Annotated in this window: 17 protein-coding genes; 11 read left to right on the top strand and 6 right to left on the bottom strand. The window is 53.2% G+C overall.

The window, feature by feature from the left end; genetic code table 11:
• Positions 1-44: 44 nt before the first annotated feature.
• Positions 45-653 carry a hypothetical protein gene (locus BS640_RS11760; RefSeq protein ID WP_084912623.1) on the top strand — a complete coding sequence of 203 codons (609 nt, stop codon included), beginning with the start codon at positions 45-47 and terminating at the stop codon, positions 651-653.
• 118 nt (positions 654-771) lie between these two features.
• Positions 772-1737: a hypothetical protein gene (locus tag BS640_RS11755; protein ID WP_017492020.1), complete on the top strand. Its 966-nt coding sequence runs from the start codon at positions 772-774 to the stop codon at positions 1735-1737.
• On the opposite strand, the gene BS640_RS11750 is transcribed toward BS640_RS11755, so the two are convergent.
• Together BS640_RS11750 and BS640_RS11745 are read right to left on the bottom strand one after the other, a co-directional pair.
• A complete protein-coding gene (locus BS640_RS11750; RefSeq protein WP_017492021.1) occupies positions 1715-2449 on the bottom strand; it encodes a GntR family transcriptional regulator in 735 nt (244 codons plus the stop codon). The genes BS640_RS11755 and BS640_RS11750 overlap by 23 nt on opposite strands.
• A 205-nt stretch (positions 2450-2654) precedes the next feature.
• Positions 2655-4409, bottom strand: coding sequence for an ABC transporter ATP-binding protein/permease (locus tag BS640_RS11745; RefSeq protein WP_084912622.1), 1755 nt, complete (start codon positions 4407-4409; stop codon positions 2655-2657).
• A gap of 161 nt (positions 4410-4570) precedes the next feature.
• Between BS640_RS11745 and BS640_RS11740 the strand changes: the two genes are divergently transcribed.
• Positions 4571-5287: a tetratricopeptide repeat protein gene (locus tag BS640_RS11740; protein WP_017492023.1), complete on the top strand. Its 717-nt coding sequence runs from the start codon at positions 4571-4573 to the stop codon at positions 5285-5287.
• A gap of 100 nt (positions 5288-5387) precedes the next feature.
• Here the strand turns inward: BS640_RS11740 and BS640_RS11735 are convergent, their stop codons facing one another.
• Positions 5388-6269 (bottom strand): MBL fold metallo-hydrolase, encoded by an 882-nt coding sequence (locus BS640_RS11735; protein ID WP_017492024.1) that lies wholly within the window; start codon positions 6267-6269, stop codon positions 5388-5390.
• Positions 6270-6386: 117 nt separating this feature from the next.
• Here BS640_RS11735 and BS640_RS11730 point away from each other — a divergent pair, with 117 nt between their 5' ends.
• A complete protein-coding gene (locus tag BS640_RS11730; protein ID WP_084912621.1) occupies positions 6387-7307 on the top strand; it encodes a LysR family transcriptional regulator in 921 nt (306 codons plus the stop codon).
• A gap of 1 nt (position 7308) precedes the next feature.
• Here the strand turns inward: BS640_RS11730 and BS640_RS11725 are convergent, their stop codons facing one another.
• Positions 7309-8250, bottom strand: coding sequence for a LysR family transcriptional regulator (locus tag BS640_RS11725; RefSeq protein WP_017492026.1), 942 nt, complete (start codon positions 8248-8250; stop codon positions 7309-7311).
• Positions 8251-8415: 165 nt separating this feature from the next.
• Here BS640_RS11725 and lysA point away from each other — a divergent pair, with 165 nt between their 5' ends.
• Positions 8416-9687, top strand: a complete 1272-nt coding sequence (gene lysA / locus BS640_RS11720; RefSeq protein ID WP_084912620.1) for a diaminopimelate decarboxylase — start codon at positions 8416-8418, stop codon at positions 9685-9687.
• Between the two features lie 64 nt (positions 9688-9751).
• Here lysA and BS640_RS11715 read toward each other — a convergent pair whose 3' ends face one another.
• Entirely contained in the window at positions 9752-10087 is a 336-nt protein-coding gene (locus BS640_RS11715; RefSeq protein WP_017492028.1) for a PTS lactose/cellobiose transporter subunit IIA, read from the bottom strand.
• Positions 10088-10279: 192 nt separating this feature from the next.
• Here BS640_RS11715 and BS640_RS11710 point away from each other — a divergent pair, with 192 nt between their 5' ends.
• The 5 genes from BS640_RS11710 (at position 10280) to BS640_RS11690 (ending at position 14740) form a co-directional block, all read left to right on the top strand.
• Complete coding sequence (locus BS640_RS11710; RefSeq protein ID WP_017492029.1) at positions 10280-11626, top strand: PTS sugar transporter subunit IIC; 1347 nt, start codon at positions 10280-10282, stop codon at positions 11624-11626.
• A 20-nt stretch (positions 11627-11646) separates the two neighbouring features.
• On the top strand, positions 11647-13083 hold the full coding sequence (locus BS640_RS11705) for a glycoside hydrolase family 1 protein (RefSeq protein ID WP_084912619.1): 1437 nt from the start codon (positions 11647-11649) through the stop codon (positions 13081-13083).
• A gap of 14 nt (positions 13084-13097) precedes the next feature.
• Positions 13098-13415 (top strand): PTS sugar transporter subunit IIB, encoded by a 318-nt coding sequence (locus BS640_RS11700; protein ID WP_084912618.1) that lies wholly within the window; start codon positions 13098-13100, stop codon positions 13413-13415.
• A gap of 83 nt (positions 13416-13498) precedes the next feature.
• Entirely contained in the window at positions 13499-14272 is a 774-nt protein-coding gene (locus BS640_RS11695; RefSeq protein WP_017492032.1) for an FCD domain-containing protein, read from the top strand.
• Between the two features lie 3 nt (positions 14273-14275).
• A complete protein-coding gene (locus BS640_RS11690; RefSeq protein WP_017492033.1) occupies positions 14276-14740 on the top strand; it encodes a GNAT family N-acetyltransferase in 465 nt (154 codons plus the stop codon).
• Here the strand turns inward: BS640_RS11690 and galR are convergent.
• Complete coding sequence (gene galR / locus BS640_RS11685; RefSeq protein ID WP_017492034.1) at positions 14737-15741, bottom strand: HTH-type transcriptional regulator GalR; 1005 nt, start codon at positions 15739-15741, stop codon at positions 14737-14739. The two genes, BS640_RS11690 and galR, sit on opposite strands and share 4 nt — an antisense overlap.
• Positions 15742-16079: 338 nt before the next feature.
• Here galR and BS640_RS11680 point away from each other — a divergent pair, with 338 nt between their 5' ends.
• Positions 16080-18338, top strand: a complete 2259-nt coding sequence (locus BS640_RS11680; protein WP_084912617.1) for a molybdopterin guanine dinucleotide-containing S/N-oxide reductase — start codon at positions 16080-16082, stop codon at positions 18336-18338.
• The last annotated feature ends 84 nt before the right edge of the window (positions 18339-18422 follow it).

Genomic DNA, 18422 nt, shown 5'->3' with positions numbered 1-18422 from the left:
CGGAGTAATATTGGGAAACTCAATGGAAATATAAAGGACGTATTATGCAAGCCAGAGGAATTAGTGTTGCGATACGCAACATTATCAAGGAGTGCACGCCGAGAAAAAACATCAGTAAAAATTGTGGATTAATAATTAGTAATTTAACTCATTCCAGCAAGTGTATTTCGTCAAATATTAAGACCTTGCAAAATAATTTCTTGCCAATATTTCATGATAATGAAAAGGTTTTCCAGCAGCTGCGCGAAAAGTTTCAAAACCTCAATCCCGCTGTCCGAACTCAGGGAACTGATGCAGAGAAGCTGTCGGTAAATACCTTGAGGCCTGTGCTGATGATGGGGATTTTCGGTATAGCGTATAGGCGGTCGCTTTCTGAGGATAATAAAGTCAACTGGACCAAACCCGTCTTTACGCCTCGTCAGCTTGAGGAGAGCATTGTGCACCGACAGCCGATGCCTCGCTTCAAAATTTACGACGAAACAATGTTTAACGCCAGGCTTGATAGCCGTAAAGCCGCAGAGTCTGGTGAAAATGACGGCCAACGGTCAATTATTCTAAAAAGGGGCCATGTCGCTGAACGGGTGAAAATTTTTTCTGATCTCTCTCAGCCCGTGACGGCAGCCATGAAAGATAATGCGCAAGCGGGCAAGTAATTCAAGATTCCCCTCGGCATATTTTCACCTTTCGTTGATTATCATACCCTGAAATCTAGGTTAGAATTATTTCAGGTTGTTGCTAATATCTGCTCGCCTAAATTTTAAGGGATGTATTATGAAATATCCTCGCATTCTCAGTAATTATAATCAGACGCTATACACTATCTTCGAAAAGGCCGAGCCAGAACTAAAGAAAACGGCTTCGGTTAACATCCTCGGTGCAAGCAATCAGGGCAGCGATCGTACCTTGTTAAGTAATTCAGCGGTAAAAAAATTAGAGCAAAAGTCTCATCAAAGCTTTGACGAAATTTATGCAGAAATTGAAAACTCGATGAACAAGTTTAAAAAAAAGTCTGATATCTCCGCCTCGATAGTTATTGTTCAAGAGTGCATCGGTAAATTAAAAGACTCGACCGTTAGAATACTGAAAAAGATCGAGGAGACTAAGGCACGGAATGCTCATCCTGATCAACTCCTGACGCCAAACAGGCCCAGCCTGTTTACGGATAAAATTTTTCCAAATGGCACTACGCTGACGCGATTTAGTGATATCGGAAAATCACCGAGTGACGTGGCCGTGGCGAAGGCTAACGATCGCGAGATGATGGTGACGCGTAAAAAGGCCACGCGCAATCATAAGGTCTTTGCGCTGAAAACGCTGGAAACCGAGCCTCTATCGAATGCCTCCGAGAGCCGTTTAGGGACTGGCAGAATGGCAAGTCTGGTTAATTTTTATAATTCATTAGATAACGTCGGTAAGTATGACGGCAAGCCACTGTCAGTGGAGGAACCGCTAAAATCGCCAGTCAGCCCGATAGCGTCAGTTATCGCACAACCCTTACCTCGCTGGGCCGAACGAGAAGGGACTAACACGATTATCGTCGACGACAGTTCTGACGACTCGGACTCCGGCGTATCCGATATTTCTGAACTGCACGCCGAGCGCCTCAACGATTATTACAAGTCGAAACAGATCACCACCAAAAGCCAACATTTCAGGGATATCTTTAATCGGGGGATGACAGTTTCATTGCTTAACAGGGGATTCAATTATCCCGTCAGGATTGCGCCCGTATGCTAAAACTATAATAACGTTGATTATAATAAATATCGGCGACCTCAAAAGGGGTCGCATCAGCAAAGTAGGCGACGGAGCGAGCGTGTAAAATGGGCTCGTCGCGCGACAGCTCCAGCGCCTGCCGAATCTCATTGGCCGGTAACTCGGCCGATATCTGTTTGTGGCTGCCGGCGGGCTGAAAGCCTTTGTTACGCAGATAGTCATATTTTGAATGTTTCAGCGCCTCACGCGTCAGACAGGGAAAAGGCTCATACAGCATCCAGCCTTTCTCATAGACGAAAGGTCTGGCATCAAGCAGACGGAGCCGAATGATAAAATAGACCAGCGTTTCAGCACTGATATTGAGCTGTGTGGCAATATCCGCCCCCGCAGGCATTTTACGAAATTCCAGTATCCGGTTCTCGAGGGTCTGATTAAGCTCTTTGGCAATATCGCTGGCAGTAAAGTGACGGTCCAGAGGCAGGACTGTTTTTTGCTTGCTGTCTGGATTGATGACGAAAGTGCCTCGGCCACGAAAGCGCACGACGCGACCTTGCCTGACGAGATAATCGACCGCCTTGCGCGCCGTCATCCTGGAAACGCCATAGATTTCACACAGGGCCGCCTCGGTTGGAATGGGGTCGCCTGGCTTAATCTCGTTAGCGTTGAGTTTTTCAGTAAGATGCTGTTCTATCTGTAGGTAAAACGGTATGAGCGAATTTTTATCAATGTTCATCAGCCCTCCTGAATCGTTCGTTAATTGTATGGTGAGCTATACAATTTGAACAAAACGGGTAACGCATTCTGTGGCCTGGCGCTCAATAAATGCACATCGGCGGTGACCGAAAGGGGAAGCGGCTAGCGGACTAACATCAGGTGGCATTGCGGGGTAAAACGCCCCCGGCGCGGACTACTGCGCGGGGGCTGAGGCTGATACCTGTTTAGGCAGGCAGCGTGTCTTCATGCAGTCTGGAACGCATTAGGCTGCATTGGCCGTCGTCCTGTAGCTGGAAGCGCCAGCACTGCTCGTGGTATTTCGCCACGCTGTTGCGGTGCGCCACGCTAAGCACAGTCGTCTGCGGCAGTTTTTCCAGCAATAGGCTGTACATGCGCTGCTCTGTCTCGTCGTCCAGCGCACTGGTTGCTTCATCCAGATAGAGAATTTCCGGTTTGATAAGCATCGCGCGGGCAAAGGCCAGACGCTGTTGCTCACCCGGCGAGAGGCGCTGGCTCCAGTTGGAATAGTGATCCAGCACCGGCTGCAAATAGCTCAGATTACACCACTCAAGCACCTCGCAGAGTCGCTCGTCAGTATATTCCAGGCTGCTTTCTTCCGGATAGGTGAGGGCTTCACGCAGTGATCCAATCGGAATGTAGCTGCGCTGAGGCAAGAACAGCTGCTTCTTGTTGGCGGCAGTGTTGATTTCTCCCGTACCGTAAGGCCATACGCCGGCAATTGCACGTAGCAGCGTCGATTTACCGCAGCCTGATGGGCCCGCAACCAGCACGCGCGCCCCCGTCGCCAGAGAGGCAGAAACAGAGGAGAACAGCGGATTGCCGTTTGGCAAGGTCACCGTCAGGTTGTTCAACTGCAAATCGTCGTCTTTGGCATCGCCTAGCAGAATATTGCGAGGCTGGGTGTTGACCTGATCGATCGCGGCATTGAAGCCAGCAAGACGGTTAACGCAGGCTTTCCAGCTCGCTAGGTCGTTGAAAGCGTTGATAAACCACGACAGTGAGTCCTGCACCTGCCCAAACGCCGAGGAAATCTGCATCAGCAGGCCCATCTGAATGGCGCCGGAGAAGTAGCGCGGTGCGGCCACCAGAATAGGGAAGATAATGGCAAACTGGCCGTAGAACGAACTGGCGAAGTTGAGGCGTCGGGTGGTGCGCATCGATGACCACCAGTTGGAGCGGATGGCCTCGAAGTTGTCGGCCAGCTGCTTCTTCTCGCTTTTCTCACCGTGGTACAGCGCGATAGCGTCGCTGTTTTCTCGGATGCGAATCAGACCAAAACGGAAGTTTGCTTCGAACCATTCCTGGTTAAAGCTCAGCTTGACCAATGGGCGGCCTATAAAGCCGATAATTACCGATCCCACCAGCGCGTAGAGCAGGGCAAACCACAGCATATAGCCGGGGATGGTAATAGCGTGCGACCCTAGCATAAAGCTGATCGGTCCACTGACCGACCACAGAATGGTGACGAACGAGAACAGGGTCACCAGACTGGAAAGCAGGCCGAGCGAAAGCGAAAGCGTACCCGAGGTAAGAGCGCTCAGGTCCGAGGCAATACGCTGATCGGGGTTATCAACCTGATGTTGATGCTCGGTGTAATAGTAGGCGTGATTGGTTAACCATTTATCCATATACTCGTTGGTCATCCAACGCCGCCAGTTCATCTGCAGGCCCTGCGTCAGATACACCTTGTAGATACTGACCACGATGAAAATCAGCGCCAGCCAGGTAAACTTAAACAGCTGTTGCTTGAAGACCGGAAAATTTTTATTCTGCAGCGCATCGTAAAACACGCGATTCCATTCATTAAACTGCACGCTAAGGTAGACAGACCCCAGCGAAAGAATGATGATTGCGGCCAACATGCTCCAGGCTTTCCACTTCTCTTCGGACCGCCAATAGGGCTTAATCAACTGCCAGACTGCACGCCACCGTGCCGTTTTCCCAGGTTTTTTAGTCATAAATAGCCATATAAAATAGTAATAAGTGGTGGTTCCTAATCATCCCAGAATGAGTGACAGTGTGCGAGAGGGCAATGCCCGACTTGTAAGGATGTTTTTCGTCCACCGCAGTTCTATACCTTTGCCACAGTGAATTTGTCAGCGATACAAAGGGGAGATCGATGAAATTTTGGTTGCCTGCGTGCTTGTTAGCAGGCTGGTTTATTTGCTCCAACGTTTGGGCAAAAATTGATGAACCAGATATTAAGGCCGACTGCCTCAAGACCGGGCTTTATGCGTCTTCAGGCAAAGTCGCTTACCAGCAGGGCGATTACGCCAAGGCGCAAAATCTGTTCCGCGATCAGGTCGCCTGGAGCGAGTTCTGCCACTTACCCGCGAGTTCAACGGCAACGGCCTATAATAATATTGCTTTAACCTACATGCATCAGAAGCAGTATGGCAAGGCCAAAGCCTGGTTAAGTTTGGCACCGCAGGACGCAAAAACGCAGTTTAACCTTGAGAAAATTCAGAGCAACCTTGACGCCAATCCGCCGTCAAACGCCCCGGCAGGGCTGTACTGGCAATATGCCGGAGAGGGAAGTTGGAATACGGTCGAGGTGAAGCCTGAGGAAAGTCAGTACGTGATTCAATTCAGCGGAATGTACATGGGGGCAATGTCGCTCTACTACGGGCCGAACACCGGTAATTTCTCAACGGTCACCGCGATAAAAAACAATCAGGCGGTTTATCACTCTGTAGATGACGCCAGTGCCGCTGGCACCGACTGCACCGTTAATCTGGATTTCGCAGGACAGAACCTGACGTTAAAAAGCGTCGGAGACTGTGGATTTGGCGACAACGTGATGGCGTCGGGGAAATTTATGAAAGTAGAGGATTAGGGGCCACGGCCCCAGACCCGCCAACGAGGGCTTAAGGCCAAGTCCTCTATGAGCAGATTGACCCCGAACTTAAGCCCGGTTTGCAATCAAAAGCTATTGTCTAGTTTGGCCATTTCATCTCGCCTTTCAGCACCTTGGCCGTCAGCTCCAGCGATCCTTCCTCTTTCAGCTGCGGGTAATGTGTTTTCATAGCGGCGATGAGCTGTGCGGAGTCTTTCGCTTTTGGCAGTTCGGCCTCAAGCGTCTGCAAATACTGGCGAGTGAAGTTTACCGACGCAATATTTTGCGGTGCGCCAGGCAGGAAATGCCCCGGTATGACGATTTTCGGGTGCAGCGCAGCAATCTGATCCAGCGAGGTGAGCCATTTCTGACGCAGTTCCTTGGTCTGGCTGTCGGCAACCCAAACGTGCATATTGTTACCGTCCACCAGCACGCCGCCCACCACCGCTTTTAACGACGGGATCCAGACGAAAGTCTTCTCCGGCATCACGCCTTTGATCTCCAGCTCATGCCCTTCGAGTGAAAGCCTGTCGCCCTTCAGTACTTCAGGCACGATGACGCTGCTGGGTGCATTTTCGCCTAATTTTGGCCCCCAAAACGCTAATTTCCCGTCTTTATTGGCCTTTATCTCGTCAACCGTCGCCTGCGTCGCGACGATTTTTGCCTCGGGAAACGCCGCATGCAGGATGCTCAGCCCGAAGTAAAAGTCTGGATCGGATTGGCTGATATAAATGGTGGTCAGCTTCTTGCCGGTTGCCTTGATTTTATCGACCAGCTTTTGTGCGTCATTACGCTGAAACTGTGCATCGATCAGCATAAGGTCATTTTTTCCGCTGATTATTTCAGATGAAACGGCAAACAGGCTGTGTGCTCCCGGGTTGTAAACGTCAAGCGTCAGCGGAGCAGAAGGCTCGGCGGCACGCGCGGTCAAATTGCCGCCAAGCAGGACGGCAGCGGTCAGGGTGAGTGTCAGTAAACGCATGATGTTTCCTCAGAGGTTTATTATGTGTGGCTATCGATAAAGATTATAAGTTGCACGGATCGCGAGAAAAACCGGATACTACGCAACTGTTTGTTGCATAAATCGGACGAATAACACATGGACAGAATCATGGCTGCACAGGTTTTTGTGGCTATCGTCGAGCGCGGATCGATGATCAACGCCGCTGAAGCGTTGAATATGTCGCGTGCGATGGTGACCCGCTATCTTTCGGAGATGGAGAAGTGGTCGGGCGCTCGCCTGCTGCATCGCACCACGCGTAAGCTTAGCCTGACCGACGCCGGTGAGGGCACGCTGTTGCGTTGCCGCAAGCTGTTGCAACTCTCGGTGGAGATGGAAAGTGTGGCCGAGTCGGGTGACGAAGCGCTGCGGGGGTTGCTGCGCCTGAGCTGTTCGCAGTCGTTTGGACAAGGAGCGGTGGTGATCGCGGTCGCCGAGTTTTTACGTCGCCATCCGCAGTTAAATATCGACCTGCAACTTGAAAGCCGGGCGGTGAATCTGGTGGAGGACCGTATCGATTTGGCGCTGCGCATTACCAATGATCTCGATCCGAATCTGATTGCGCGTCCACTGTCGCACTGTGACTCGGTGGTTTGCGCTTCACCGGCCTATTTGGCGACCCACGGCACGCCGCGCAAACCTGACGATCTGGCGTTGCATAACTGCCTGACCTACACCTATTTCGGTAAAAGCCTGTGGAGTTTTGAGCGCGACGGTAAAAAATCCAGCGTACCGGTGAGCGGTAATCTGAGCGCTAACGAATCATTGGTGCTGCTGACCGGCGCGGTAGAAGGCGTTGGGATTGTGATGCAGCCGGTCTATTCCGCGGCGGCACTGATTGCCAGCGGACAGCTGGTTCGCCTTCTACCCGAATGGCAGCCACAGTCGATGGGGATTTTCGCTATCTATTCGACCCGCAGGCAGATGCCGGTCGCGCTGCGGGCGCTGCTTGATTTTCTGGTGGAGTGGTTTGCCGCTAACCCTCGCTGGATAAAGCAGGACGCGCAACTTTTGCGCTGAGTCAGTGGCGGAGCGCGGCGGCGAGACGCTGCGGTAATAACGCAGCCTGCCGGTGGCAGTGCTCGATAAAGGTATCCACCAGCGCCGAGGCCGGGCGATGCAGCGGGCGAATCAGGCTGACGGTGAAGGGGACTTGCTCGCTGAACGGGCGGGCGACGATGCGACCTGCGCCTTGATGCGGCGGTCGGGCATATTCCAGCGCGGTAAGCGGATTAACAATCGACACGCCGATCCCTTGCGCCACCATGCTGCACACCGACGCTGCGCTGTGCGTTTCCATCACCATGCGTCGTTGAACACCTTGTTCCGCGAACAGCGCGTCGAGCAGCTGGCGATAGTTGTCGGTGGCCGACAGGCTGATAAAGTTGAGTCCGCTGAAGTCCTGCGCAGTGATGACCGGCTTGGCCGCCAGCGGATGACTGACCGGCAGCACGCAGACCTCATTAAGCGTCAGCAGCGTTTGGCGCTGTGTGCCGGCCGGCGTGTGGGGGTTCTCGGTAATGCCTAAATCGTGGCGCTGCGCCGACAGCCACTCTTCTAACAGCGGTGACTCCTGCGGCACGATGTTGAAGCTGGCTTCGGGATATTGTTCCAAAAACGGCTGGCATACGGCGGGCAACAGCGACTGGCTAAACACCGGCAAACATACCACCGACAGCTGCGCCTGCTCGAACTGGCGAATGCCAGCCGCAGCGTTAATAATTCTATCGAGGCCGTAATAGGATCGTTGCACCTCTTCAAACAGCCGCAGCCCCTGCGCAGTAGGATAAAGTCGCCCGCGAAGACGTTCAAACAGCTGCAATTTTAATAGCTTTTCACAGCGAGCCAGCTCACGGCTCACTGTTGGCTGAGAGGTCTGCAACAGCGCCGCCGCTTCGGTAAGGTTTCCCGTGGTCATTACTGCATGAAAAATTTCGATATGACGTAATGAGATGGCGGGCATGGTGGGTCACTCCTGGGCTGTATTGTCCCATATCATAAATGAATAGACTGCCGCTAAATAGATATTTTAACCCCGAAAAATAGGACGGCATAATGCCGGATAATTGATAAATCCTCAGACAACGAGCAGGCCGCTATTGCAGCGTTCGGCTTAACGGAGAACCTAATGCCTTTTGCACTGAATAATAATGAAAATGCGCTCAATAGCGCGAATCTGCTAAGCGCCGTCAAAGCGTTTGGAAGCCCAGTGTGGGTCTATGATGCGCAGGTTATTGAGCAGCGTATCAGCCAACTTCGCCTGTTCGACGTTATTCGTTTTGCGCAAAAGGCCAGCTCTAATATCCATATTCTGCGTCTGATGCGCGAGCAGGGCGTAAAAGTGGACTCCGTATCACTCGGTGAAATCGAGCGTGCGCTGGTGGCCGGTTTTAAACCGGGATACCAGCCGGGCGAACACAGTGAAATCGTATTTACCGCTGACGTGCTGGACCCGGCAACGCTTGCGAGAGTGACCGAGCTGTCTATTCCGGTGAATGCCGGTTCTATCGATATGTTGGAGCAGATTGGCCAGCAGAAGCCGGGCCATCCGGTTTGGCTGCGCGTTAACCCGGGCTTCGGTCACGGGCACAGCCAAAAAACCAATACCGGCGGCGAGAACAGCAAGCACGGTATCTGGTTTGGTGACCTGCCGCTGGCGCTGGAGAAAATTCGTGCCTACCAGCTTAAACTGGTGGGTATTCATATGCATATCGGGTCTGGCGTTGATTATCAACACCTTGAGCAGGTTTGCGACACCATGGTTCGTCAGGTGATTGAGTTGGGCCACGACATTGAAGCCATCTCGGCCGGGGGCGGGTTGTCGATTCCTTACCAGTTTGGCGGCGAATCTATCGATACCGACCACTACTACGGTCTGTGGAACCGCGCGCGTGAGCAGATTGCCGCGCATCTGGGACACCCTGTCAGCCTCGAAATCGAACCGGGCCGTTTCCTGGTGGCCGAGTCTGGCGTGCTGGTCGCGCAGATTCGCGCTGTTAAATCGATGGGCAGCCGTCATTACGTGTTGGTGGATGCAGGCTTCAGTGATTTGATGCGCCCGTCGATGTACGGCAGCTATCACCATATCTCCGTGCTGCCAGCCGACGGTCGCGACCTGAGCGAGCAGCCGCAGCGCGAATCTGTTATCGCCGGGCCGCTGTGTGAGTCCGGCGACGTATTCACCCAGCAGGCGGGCGGCGGTGTGGAAACGCGGGTTCTGCCAGAGGCCGATATCAACGATTACCTGGTATTCCACGACACCGGAGCCTACGGCGCGTCGATGTCTTCAAACTACAACAGCCGTCCGCTGATAGCCGAAGTGCTGTTTGAAAACGGCGTGCCGCGTTTGATTCGTCGTCGTCAGACTATTGAAGAGCTGCTGGCGCTCGAGAATATCTGATTGCTTCGCGCGTCACGTTAACGTCAGCCGCGGCATCCAACATGTCGCGGCTTTTTTACACCCATTAATCGCCAACTTTCGCCGTTTGGCCGAACATCTCCTTTCTTAATAGCACAATTTCTTCGGCAAGGTCGCGGCAAAGCATCGCCGTCATCAGATGATCCTGAGCGTGCACCATAATAAGCGTCATGGGGATCTTGCCCGATCCTTCGTCTACTCCAATCAGCTGGGTCTGCACCTTATGCGCCTCGCGCGCCGCCAGCTGTGAGGCTTCAAGCTGTTGTGCCGCCTCCTGCCAGTCCTGCTGACGGGCGCTTTGAATCGCCATCATTGCGCACGAGCGGGCTTCACCCGCATTGATTAACAGCTCCATTACCGTTTGCTCAAGGTCAAAGCTCATAGTGAAATCCATATTGGCATACCAAAATTGGCGTAATTCATCATATTGGAATTCCAATATTCGCTTCTGAGAATGCGATCACAGAAAATAAGCCAGACTAAGGTATTTTTTGGCATACCAAATAGCGATAAAAAACCACTTTCTGTGCCTACAACACTTGCTGTGCTTACAACAATACGCAGAGGTAATGCCATGTCCTACAAAGACCGGTTTATTGATTCCCTCGGGGGCTTCGCGAATACCTTTAATAGCCTGAGATATATTATGGCGATTAAAGCGTCGTTTATCACACTGATGCCGGTCATTATCGTCGGCGCATTTTCAGTGCTTATTTCCAATATGGTGATGGATCCGAAAAACGGCCTCGCGCATTTCGAAAGCTTTGCCTTTCTCGCCACGCTCAAGCCGATCATGACCAGCATTAACTACGCCACGCTGAGCTTTCTGACTATCGGCGCGGTATTTTTGATTGGTATCGAGCTGGGCAAGATTAATGGATCGCGCTCGCTGTTTCCGGGCCTACTGGCCGTGATCTGCTTTATCTCCGTGACGCCAACGACTCTCGACATGATGGTCAACGGCCATATGCAAGAGGTGAAAGACGTTCTGGCGAAACAGTTCTCGGATACCAAAAGTCTGTTCCTCGGAATGTTTATTGCCATTCTTTCCGTCGAGGTTTATTCCAGGCTTGAATCCTTTGACCGGCTGCGAATTAAAATGCCGGAAAGTGTACCGCCTAACGTTTCCGCCTCTTTCTCGGCGCTGATTCCTGCCATTATTACCGTGGTGCTCATCGCTACCTTCGGTTTCGTTTTCCATCGTCTGACCGGGATTTACCTCTACGACGCCGTCTATCAGGTTATTCAGCGCCCGCTGGAGTCGGTGATGCAAAGCCTGCCGGGGATCCTGCTGCTGATGTTTGTGGCGCAGCTGTTCTGGGTTATCGGCATTCACGGCAATCAGATGATCAAGCCTATCCGTGAGCCGCTGCTGCTCGGGGCCATCATGGTCAATATGACGGCGTTTGAGCAGGGCAAAGAAGTACCAAATATTATCACCATGCCTTTCTGGGACGTTTACATGAGCATCGGGGGATCGGGCTGTACCATTGGCCTTCTGCTGGCGGTGCTGATGGCCACGCGCCGCAAAGAAATGAAAGAAATTGGCAAGCTTTCACTGGGCCCAAGCTTCTTCAATATCAATGAGCCAGTTATCTTCGGGATGCCGGTGATGCTCAATCCCATTCTGGCGATTCCTTTCATTATTACCCCGCTTATTACCGGCACCGTGGGGTATTTCGCGACCAGTCTGGGTTTCGCCGGGCGCGCCGTCGTGATGGTGCCTTGGACCACACCACCGGTAATTAACGCCTGGCTTTCAACGGCGGGCTCAATGGGCGCCGTGGTGACGCAGCTGATATGCATCGTGATTGCTACCGCCGTGTACTTCCCGTTTGTAAAAGTGGCCTCGCGCCGCGCCGAGCAGGCCCAGAAAGAGGCTTTGCAAAATCAATCCGCTGCCGTACAGCGACCGGTCTGACTTTAAAATGGAGATAAGTCATGAGTAAAGTTTCGATCAACATTCCTGAAGATTTTATCCTTGGCGCAGCCGCGTCGGCGTGGCAGACGGAGGGCTGGAGTGGCAAAAAAACCGGTCAGGACTCCTACCTTGACCTGTGGTACAAAAACGATCGCCACGTCTGGCACAACGGTTATGGTCCGGCGAAGGCCACCGACTTTTATAATCGATACAAGGAAGACGTGGCGCTGATGAAGGCCAGCGGCCTCACGCATTATCGCACCTCTATCAACTGGGCGCGGTTTTTCACCGACTATGAAAACGGCATCGTCGATGAGGAGTACGCCCGCTATCTCGACAATCTGTTGGATGAGATGAAGCGCGAAGGTATCGAACCGATGCTGTGTCTTGAGCACTACGAGCTACCTGCCTATCTGATTGAAAAATATGATGGATGGAGCTCTAAGAAGGTGGTTGAACTGTTCGTGCTTTATGCCGAAAAAGCCTTCGAACGCTTTGCCGACAAGGTGGCGCGATGGTTCACCTTCAATGAACCGGTGGTGGTGCAAACCCGCGTCTACCTTGACGCGATTCGCTGGCCCTATGAGCAGAACACCAGCAAATGGATGCAGTGGAATCATCACAAGGTGCTGGCAACCGCCAAAGTGGTTTCGCTGTTTCGTAAAAGAGGCTATGACGCTCACGGCACGATTGGCGTCATTCTTAACCCAGAGGTGACGTATCCGCGTTCATCGGCAGCACATGACCGTCAGGCGGCGCACCTTTATGACCTTTTCTACAACCGCGTATTTTTAGACCCGTTAATCAAGGGCGAATACCCCCGCGAACTGCTCGACTTACTGGCCAAACACCAGATTCACTTCGCCTATTCCGAACAGGAGCTGGCGATTATTCGTGACAATACCGTTGATGAGGTCGGTATTAATCTTTATTACCCGCACCGAGTGAAAGCACCCAGTCGGGAATGGAATAAAGAAACGCCTTTCCATCCAGCTTATTACTATGAGCACTTTGAACTGCCCGGAAGGCGCATGAATAAGTCTCGCGGCTGGGAAATTTATCCAAAAATTGTTTATGACATGGCGATGCGGATGAAGACCGAATACGGCAATACGCCGTGGTTTATTTCCGAAAACGGCATGGGGATTGAGGATGAAGGGCGTTTTCGCAGTCAGGAAACCGGCGAGATACAGGACGATTACCGTATCGAGTTTATCGGCGAACATATTTACTGGGCGCTTAAGGCACGTGAAGAGGGCGCAAACTGCCTCGGCTATATGCTTTGGGCGTTTACCGACAATGTCTCGCCGATGAATGCCTTCAAGAATCGCTACGGGCTGATAGAGATTGATTTGGACCATGACCGTCAGCGCCGCCGCAAGAAATCCTCGCACTGGTTCAGCGCACTTGCCGCTGAGCGCAGGCTGTCGTTAACCCTGGATGATGAAGACAAATAACCCGGAGATTACTGATGAAACGTATCGTTTTAGCCTGCTCAGCGGGAATGTCGACCTCGTTAGTGGTCACCAAAATGGAAAAAGAAGCGGCCGCACGCGGGCTTGAATACAAAATCTATGCTATTGCGGAGCAGAATCTGCGTGATGAGCTTGAGGCTTACGCACAGGACGTCACTGCGGTGCTGCTCGGACCGCAGGTGCGCTTTAAACTGGCAGAAAATAAAAAGCTTACCGACCACTACCAGATCCCTATCGCTGTAATTGATTCTGTGGCCTACGGCACCTTAAATGGTGCAAAGGTACTCGATCAGGCGCTGGGTTTGGTAGACTAGGCCACAAAGAGGGCCGTCACTCGGCGAGAGGCGGCCCATCACGGGGCACATTTTGCGGTTTCTGCCGCTGGTAAGGTGAGAAAGTGGATAAGGCCGTGGTTTCGCAGGAAAGAAAGCAATATCAGGAAATAGGTCATGACCTGCGCGAAAAGATTAAACAGGGACATTTTGCCGTTGGCAGCCGGATGCCTCCTGAACGGAATATGGCGGAAACCTATGGCGTGAGCCGCACTATCGTGCGTGAAGCGCTGCTGATGCTTGAGCTTGAAGGCATCGTTGATATTCGTCAGGGGTCGGGCGTTTACGTGGTGCGTATTCCGCGAGAGGAAGAGGGGCAAGACGATTCGCTGTATCAGGGACAGATTGGGCCTTTTGAAATTTTGCAGGCGCGTCAATTGCTTGAAAGTAACATCGCTGCCTTTGCTGCCAAGATGGCGACGAAATCCGACATTGAAAATCTGCGTCGTACGCTGGAGCAGGAGCAAATTGCCATCGTCGCCAACGACGAAAGCGGCGACAACGACAGGTTGTTTCACCTGTTGATAGCCGGGGCAACGCAGAATCAGATGCTGCTCGATTCGGTGAAGAATATCTGGGCGCACCGGGATTCAAGCCCGTTGTGGAAACAGCTGCACAGCCATATTGCCACGCGGGGTTATCGTCTCAAGTGGCTTGCCGATCATCAAAACATTCTTGCCGCACTGCGACGCCGCGACGTCATGGGCTCCTATCAGGCAATGTGGCAGCACATGGAAAACGTTAAAAATACCTTGATGGAGCTGTCGGACGTCGATGCCCCGGAGTTTGACGGCTATCTGTTTGAGTCGGTGCCTATTTTTCAAGGCAAGTTGGTATAGCCGATGGTCACCGTCGTTAATTTGCACCTTTATCCGCAGCATCGCGAGCAGGTCATAGACTGGTTGTGGCAGGCCTTTGATGCTGATAATACGCGGGAATTTTTTGCCAGCGTGGTTGACAGCAGCCTGCGCGGTGCAGATTTGCCGCTGACCTTTATCGCGCTGGATGGCGACCAACTGGTTGGCACGGTGGGGCTGTGGCGCTGCGATTTGATAAGCCGTCAGGATCTCTCGCCGTGGCTGGCGGCCTTGTATGTCGATGAAGGTTGGCGTTCGCGCGGGCTAGGCCAAAAATTGCAGCATTTTGTGGCCGAGTACAGCCGTTCCGCGGGATTTGAACAGCTGTATCTATGGTCAACTTTCTCGGGATACTACGAGCGTTTCGGCTGGGACTATATCGGTAATGCGCTTGATTATCCGAATAAATCCGTGCGCCTCTATCACCAACATATCGCCCCTGCGCGTTAACTGTTAGGCACGCTCACCGAGTGACGGCGCACCAGCGTCGGGCTAAACATATTGGTGGTTTCAGGCAGCGGTAGCCCCTTGGCCAATGCCAGAGCGAGCTGTGCGGCCTGATTCGCCATCGCCACGACCGGATAACGAATGGTGGTCAGCCTCGGGCGCAGGTAGCGCGAAATCAGCACGTCATCAAAGCCAATCAACGAAATCTCGCCTGGGACATCAATCCCGTTATCGCTCAGCACCGAGAGCGCTCCGGCCGCCATCGGATCGTTATAGCATGTCACGGCGGTGAAGTTTTTGCCGTGCCCCAGCAGTTCGGTAATCGCCTGCTCGCCGCCCACTTCGTCCGGTTCAGCCGAGACAATCAGCCGCTCATCGACCGGGATCCCGTGCTCTTCAAGCGCATCGAGATAGCCCTGTAAACGGTCGCGTGCATCGGAAATATCATGGTTGGAGCAGAGGATGGCGATACGCTGATGCCCGGCCTGAATAAGATGGCGGGTTGCCAGCCAGGCGCCATAGCGGTCGTCGAGCGCCACACAGCGGTGTTCAAATTCGGGCAGCGTGCGGTTGATAAGCACCATGCCGGGGATCTGCTTCATCAGCGCCGACAGCTCGTCTTCCGCAAGCATCTTGGCATGTACCACCAGTGCGGCGCAGCGGTGGCGGATCAGTTGCTCGATAGCCTGTCGTTCTTTATCAACGTTATGGTAACCGTTACCAATCAGCAAAAAGTTGCCGGTGGAGTAGGCCACCTGTTCGACGGCTTTAACCATCGCCCCGAAGAAGGGGTCGGATACATCGGACACGATAAGGCCCAATGTTTCAGTAGATTGCTGCGCGAGTGCGCGGGCATTGGCGTTGGGATGATACTGCAAATGCTGCATCGCGCTCATCACGGCATCACGCGAGCTCTCGCTGGCTTTAGGGGAGTGGTTAATCACGCGTGAAACTGTTGCTACAGAAACACCCGCCAGTCGTGCGACATCCTTAATCGTAGCCATTTTGCCTATCCAACGTATTGAGGAGTAAACGTTTACATGGTTCAGTTTTGCGGAAAAACCCGGTCTCTGCAAGGGACGTAGATCGCAACTTCGCAAGCAAGCGCATTGAGACGGCGAATAATACTCGCCGTAAATCGATAAATTAAGCCTTTTAAGTTCCTGCACCCCGCTTTCAGCGATAAATGACTTAATTACACGCTCTTATCTTCAATTGTGCTTTGAGTCCGAGGAGCAGGATTGCTATTTTGTTAGCAATAATACTCGCTCAAGCCCGCGTGTGATGGGCGTTTGAGCGCGACTGCCTTATTTCTTTTGAAAACATCTGCACAGAGAGAATCATGTCTATAAAACGCTATCCTCAGCTTGCCCACTGGGGGGCTTATACGGCTGTGGTTGAAAACGGCCGCCTTATCCGCTGTGAACCTTATTCTGCGGATGCCGACCCCTCACCGATGCTTGATTCCATTCCCGCGCTGCTCTATTCCGACAAACGCATTCGCAAGCCGGCTATACGTCGCTCCTGGCTGCAAAAAAGAGAAAACAGCGACCGAACACTGCGCGGTCGTGAGGACTTCGTGGAGGTTGACTGGGAGCTAGCCTTGGATCTGGTTGCGGAAGAGAACCGCCGCGTGCGCGACCGCTACGGTGCTGCGGGCATTTTCAACGGTTCTTACGGCTGGTCTTCTGCCGGGCGTTTACACCACGCTCGCTCATTGGTGCGCCGCTTCTATTTCACCGGCGGAGGCGGGGTGGATCAGCAGGGGAACTACAGCTGGGGATCCGCGCAGTTCTTCCTGCCTTACGTGATTGGTACCTACACGCCACTGACCGGCCGCGTGACGACGTGGCCCAGCGTGGTGGAACATTGCGATATTCTGCTGGCTTTCGGCGGCCTGGCGCTGAAAAACGCGCAGGTGGCCTCGGGCGGTGCAGTGGAGCATACCTTGAAGCCCGCGCTAGAGCAGCTTGCCAAAAAAGGCACGCCGATCGTCAATATCAGTCCGATGCGTGACGACTGCCCTGAATTCGTCAATGCGGAATGGATCCCGATCCGGCCAAATACCGATGCCGCGCTGATGATGGCCGTGGCCTATGAAATTCAACGTAGAGAAGCACAGGATCACGCGTTTCTTGCCACGCACTGCGTCGGTTATCCGCAGTTGGCAGCCTATCTTAACGGCAGCAAAGATGGCGTAGAGAAAACCCCCGACTGGGCCAGCGCCATCACCGGCGTTCCGGCTGAACGCATTGCACGTCTGGCTACGCAGCTGATCGGCAAGCGCAGCTTTATTACCTGTTCTTACTCGGTACAGCGTGCCCACCGCGGCGAACAGCCTTACTGGATGATGATTGCGCTTTCGGCGATGCTGGGGCAGGTGGGCCTGCCGGGGGGAGGATTCTCGTTTGGGCACGGCTCGATGAACAGCGTCGGTAATCCGCGTTTCGATACGCCGGGCCCGGCGGTGAGTACCGGTCCGAATCCGTCTGGCCTGTCTATTCCTGTGGCACGTATTAGCGATATGTTGCTTAATCCGGGCGAGTCTTACGAGTTTCAGGGCGAAACGCTGACCTATCCTGATATTCATCTGGTGCACTGGGCGGGCGGTAATCCTTTCCACCATCATCAACAGCTTAACCGGCTGGTTGAGGGCTGGCAGAAGCCGGATACGGTGATCGTGCAGGACAACGTCTGGACTTCGGCGGCAAGTATGGCTGACATCGTATTACCTGCCACGACCTCACTTGAACGTAACGACATCGGCGGTTCATCGCGCGATCGCTTTGTGCTGGCGATGCATCAGGCGGTTGCGCCGCAGCATCAGGCCCGTAACGACTACGATATTTTTGCCGATCTGGCCGAGCGTCTGGGGTACCGGGAAGCCTATACCCAGGGGCGTGATGAAGACGCGTGGCTGCGCCAGATTTATAAGCAGTGTGGGCAGGCGCAACAGGGAACTGAGATCGAATGGCCGGATTTCGAGACGTTCTGGGAACGCGGCTTTGTTGAATTACCCAAGCCTGAAAAAGATTATGTGTTCTTTGAGTCGTTCCGTAAGCGTCCCCGTGCTAATCCGCTGGGTACGCAGAGCGGCAAGATTGAGCTGTTCAGCCAGAAAATCGCCGACTACCAATATGAGGACTTTGCGCCCCACCCAGAGTGGCAGCCGCCGGTCGAATGGCTGGGATCTGAGACCGCCAAACGCTGGCCGCTGCACCTGATTTCAATTCAGCCCAAGGACCGCCTGCACAGTCAGCTTGACCAGACGCCGCTTGCGCAAAACAACAAGACCTCCGGCAAAGAAACATTGTTTATGCACCCTGAGGACGCCGCAACGCGCAATCTTAAAGACGGTGACGTTGTAAAAGTCAGCAACGAGCGCGGCAGCTGTCTGGCAGGCGTGTCGCTCAATGACGGCATTACGCGCAGCGTAGTACTGATGGCGACCGGTGCCTGGTTCAATCCGGGATTTGGCAAAAAATGGCACGAAACCGAGCAGGCGGGTAACCCAAACGTACTGACGCTGGACATCGGGACATCACGTCTGACGCAGGGTCCGAACGCCATGAGCTGCCTGGTAGAAGTATCGGCTATTTGATTCTCACCGCTGGTTACACTTTGCGGACTAATGTTGCGATTGCCCGCTGGTGGCCGTAAGGTCCCAGCGGCTACATTAGCAGTC

It is taken from the genome of Rouxiella badensis (assembly GCF_002093665.1).
GTDB classification, from domain to species: domain Bacteria; phylum Pseudomonadota; class Gammaproteobacteria; order Enterobacterales; family Enterobacteriaceae; genus Rouxiella; species Rouxiella badensis.
This window is presented reverse-complemented; position numbering and strand designations above follow the sequence as displayed.

Excerpts from the sequence above, each read along its gene's own strand:
- BS640_RS11745 (WP_084912622.1), bottom strand. The coding sequence starts at position 4,409 with ATGACTAAAAAACCTGGGAAAACGGCACGGTGGCGTGCAGTCTGGCAG.
- BS640_RS11725 (WP_017492026.1), bottom strand. The coding sequence starts at position 8,250 with ATGCCCGCCATCTCATTACGTCATATCGAAATTTTTCATGCAGTAATG.
- BS640_RS11710 (WP_017492029.1), top strand. The coding sequence starts at position 10,280 with ATGTCCTACAAAGACCGGTTTATTGATTCCCTCGGGGGCTTCGCGAAT.
- BS640_RS11730 (WP_084912621.1), top strand. The coding sequence starts at position 6,387 with ATGGACAGAATCATGGCTGCACAGGTTTTTGTGGCTATCGTCGAGCGC.
- BS640_RS11750 (WP_017492021.1), bottom strand. The coding sequence starts at position 2,449 with ATGAACATTGATAAAAATTCGCTCATACCGTTTTACCTACAGATAGAA.
- BS640_RS11680 (WP_084912617.1), top strand. The coding sequence starts at position 16,080 with ATGTCTATAAAACGCTATCCTCAGCTTGCCCACTGGGGGGCTTATACG.
- BS640_RS11690 (WP_017492033.1), top strand. The coding sequence starts at position 14,276 with ATGGTCACCGTCGTTAATTTGCACCTTTATCCGCAGCATCGCGAGCAG.
- BS640_RS11715 (WP_017492028.1), bottom strand. The coding sequence starts at position 10,087 with ATGAGCTTTGACCTTGAGCAAACGGTAATGGAGCTGTTAATCAATGCG.
- BS640_RS11700 (WP_084912618.1), top strand. The coding sequence starts at position 13,098 with ATGAAACGTATCGTTTTAGCCTGCTCAGCGGGAATGTCGACCTCGTTA.
- lysA (WP_084912620.1), top strand. The coding sequence starts at position 8,416 with ATGCCTTTTGCACTGAATAATAATGAAAATGCGCTCAATAGCGCGAAT.
- BS640_RS11705 (WP_084912619.1), top strand. The coding sequence starts at position 11,647 with ATGAGTAAAGTTTCGATCAACATTCCTGAAGATTTTATCCTTGGCGCA.
- BS640_RS11760 (WP_084912623.1), top strand. The coding sequence starts at position 45 with ATGCAAGCCAGAGGAATTAGTGTTGCGATACGCAACATTATCAAGGAG.
- BS640_RS11735 (WP_017492024.1), bottom strand. The coding sequence starts at position 6,269 with ATGCGTTTACTGACACTCACCCTGACCGCTGCCGTCCTGCTTGGCGGC.
- BS640_RS11740 (WP_017492023.1), top strand. The coding sequence starts at position 4,571 with ATGAAATTTTGGTTGCCTGCGTGCTTGTTAGCAGGCTGGTTTATTTGC.
- BS640_RS11755 (WP_017492020.1), top strand. The coding sequence starts at position 772 with ATGAAATATCCTCGCATTCTCAGTAATTATAATCAGACGCTATACACT.
- galR (WP_017492034.1), bottom strand. The coding sequence starts at position 15,741 with ATGGCTACGATTAAGGATGTCGCACGACTGGCGGGTGTTTCTGTAGCA.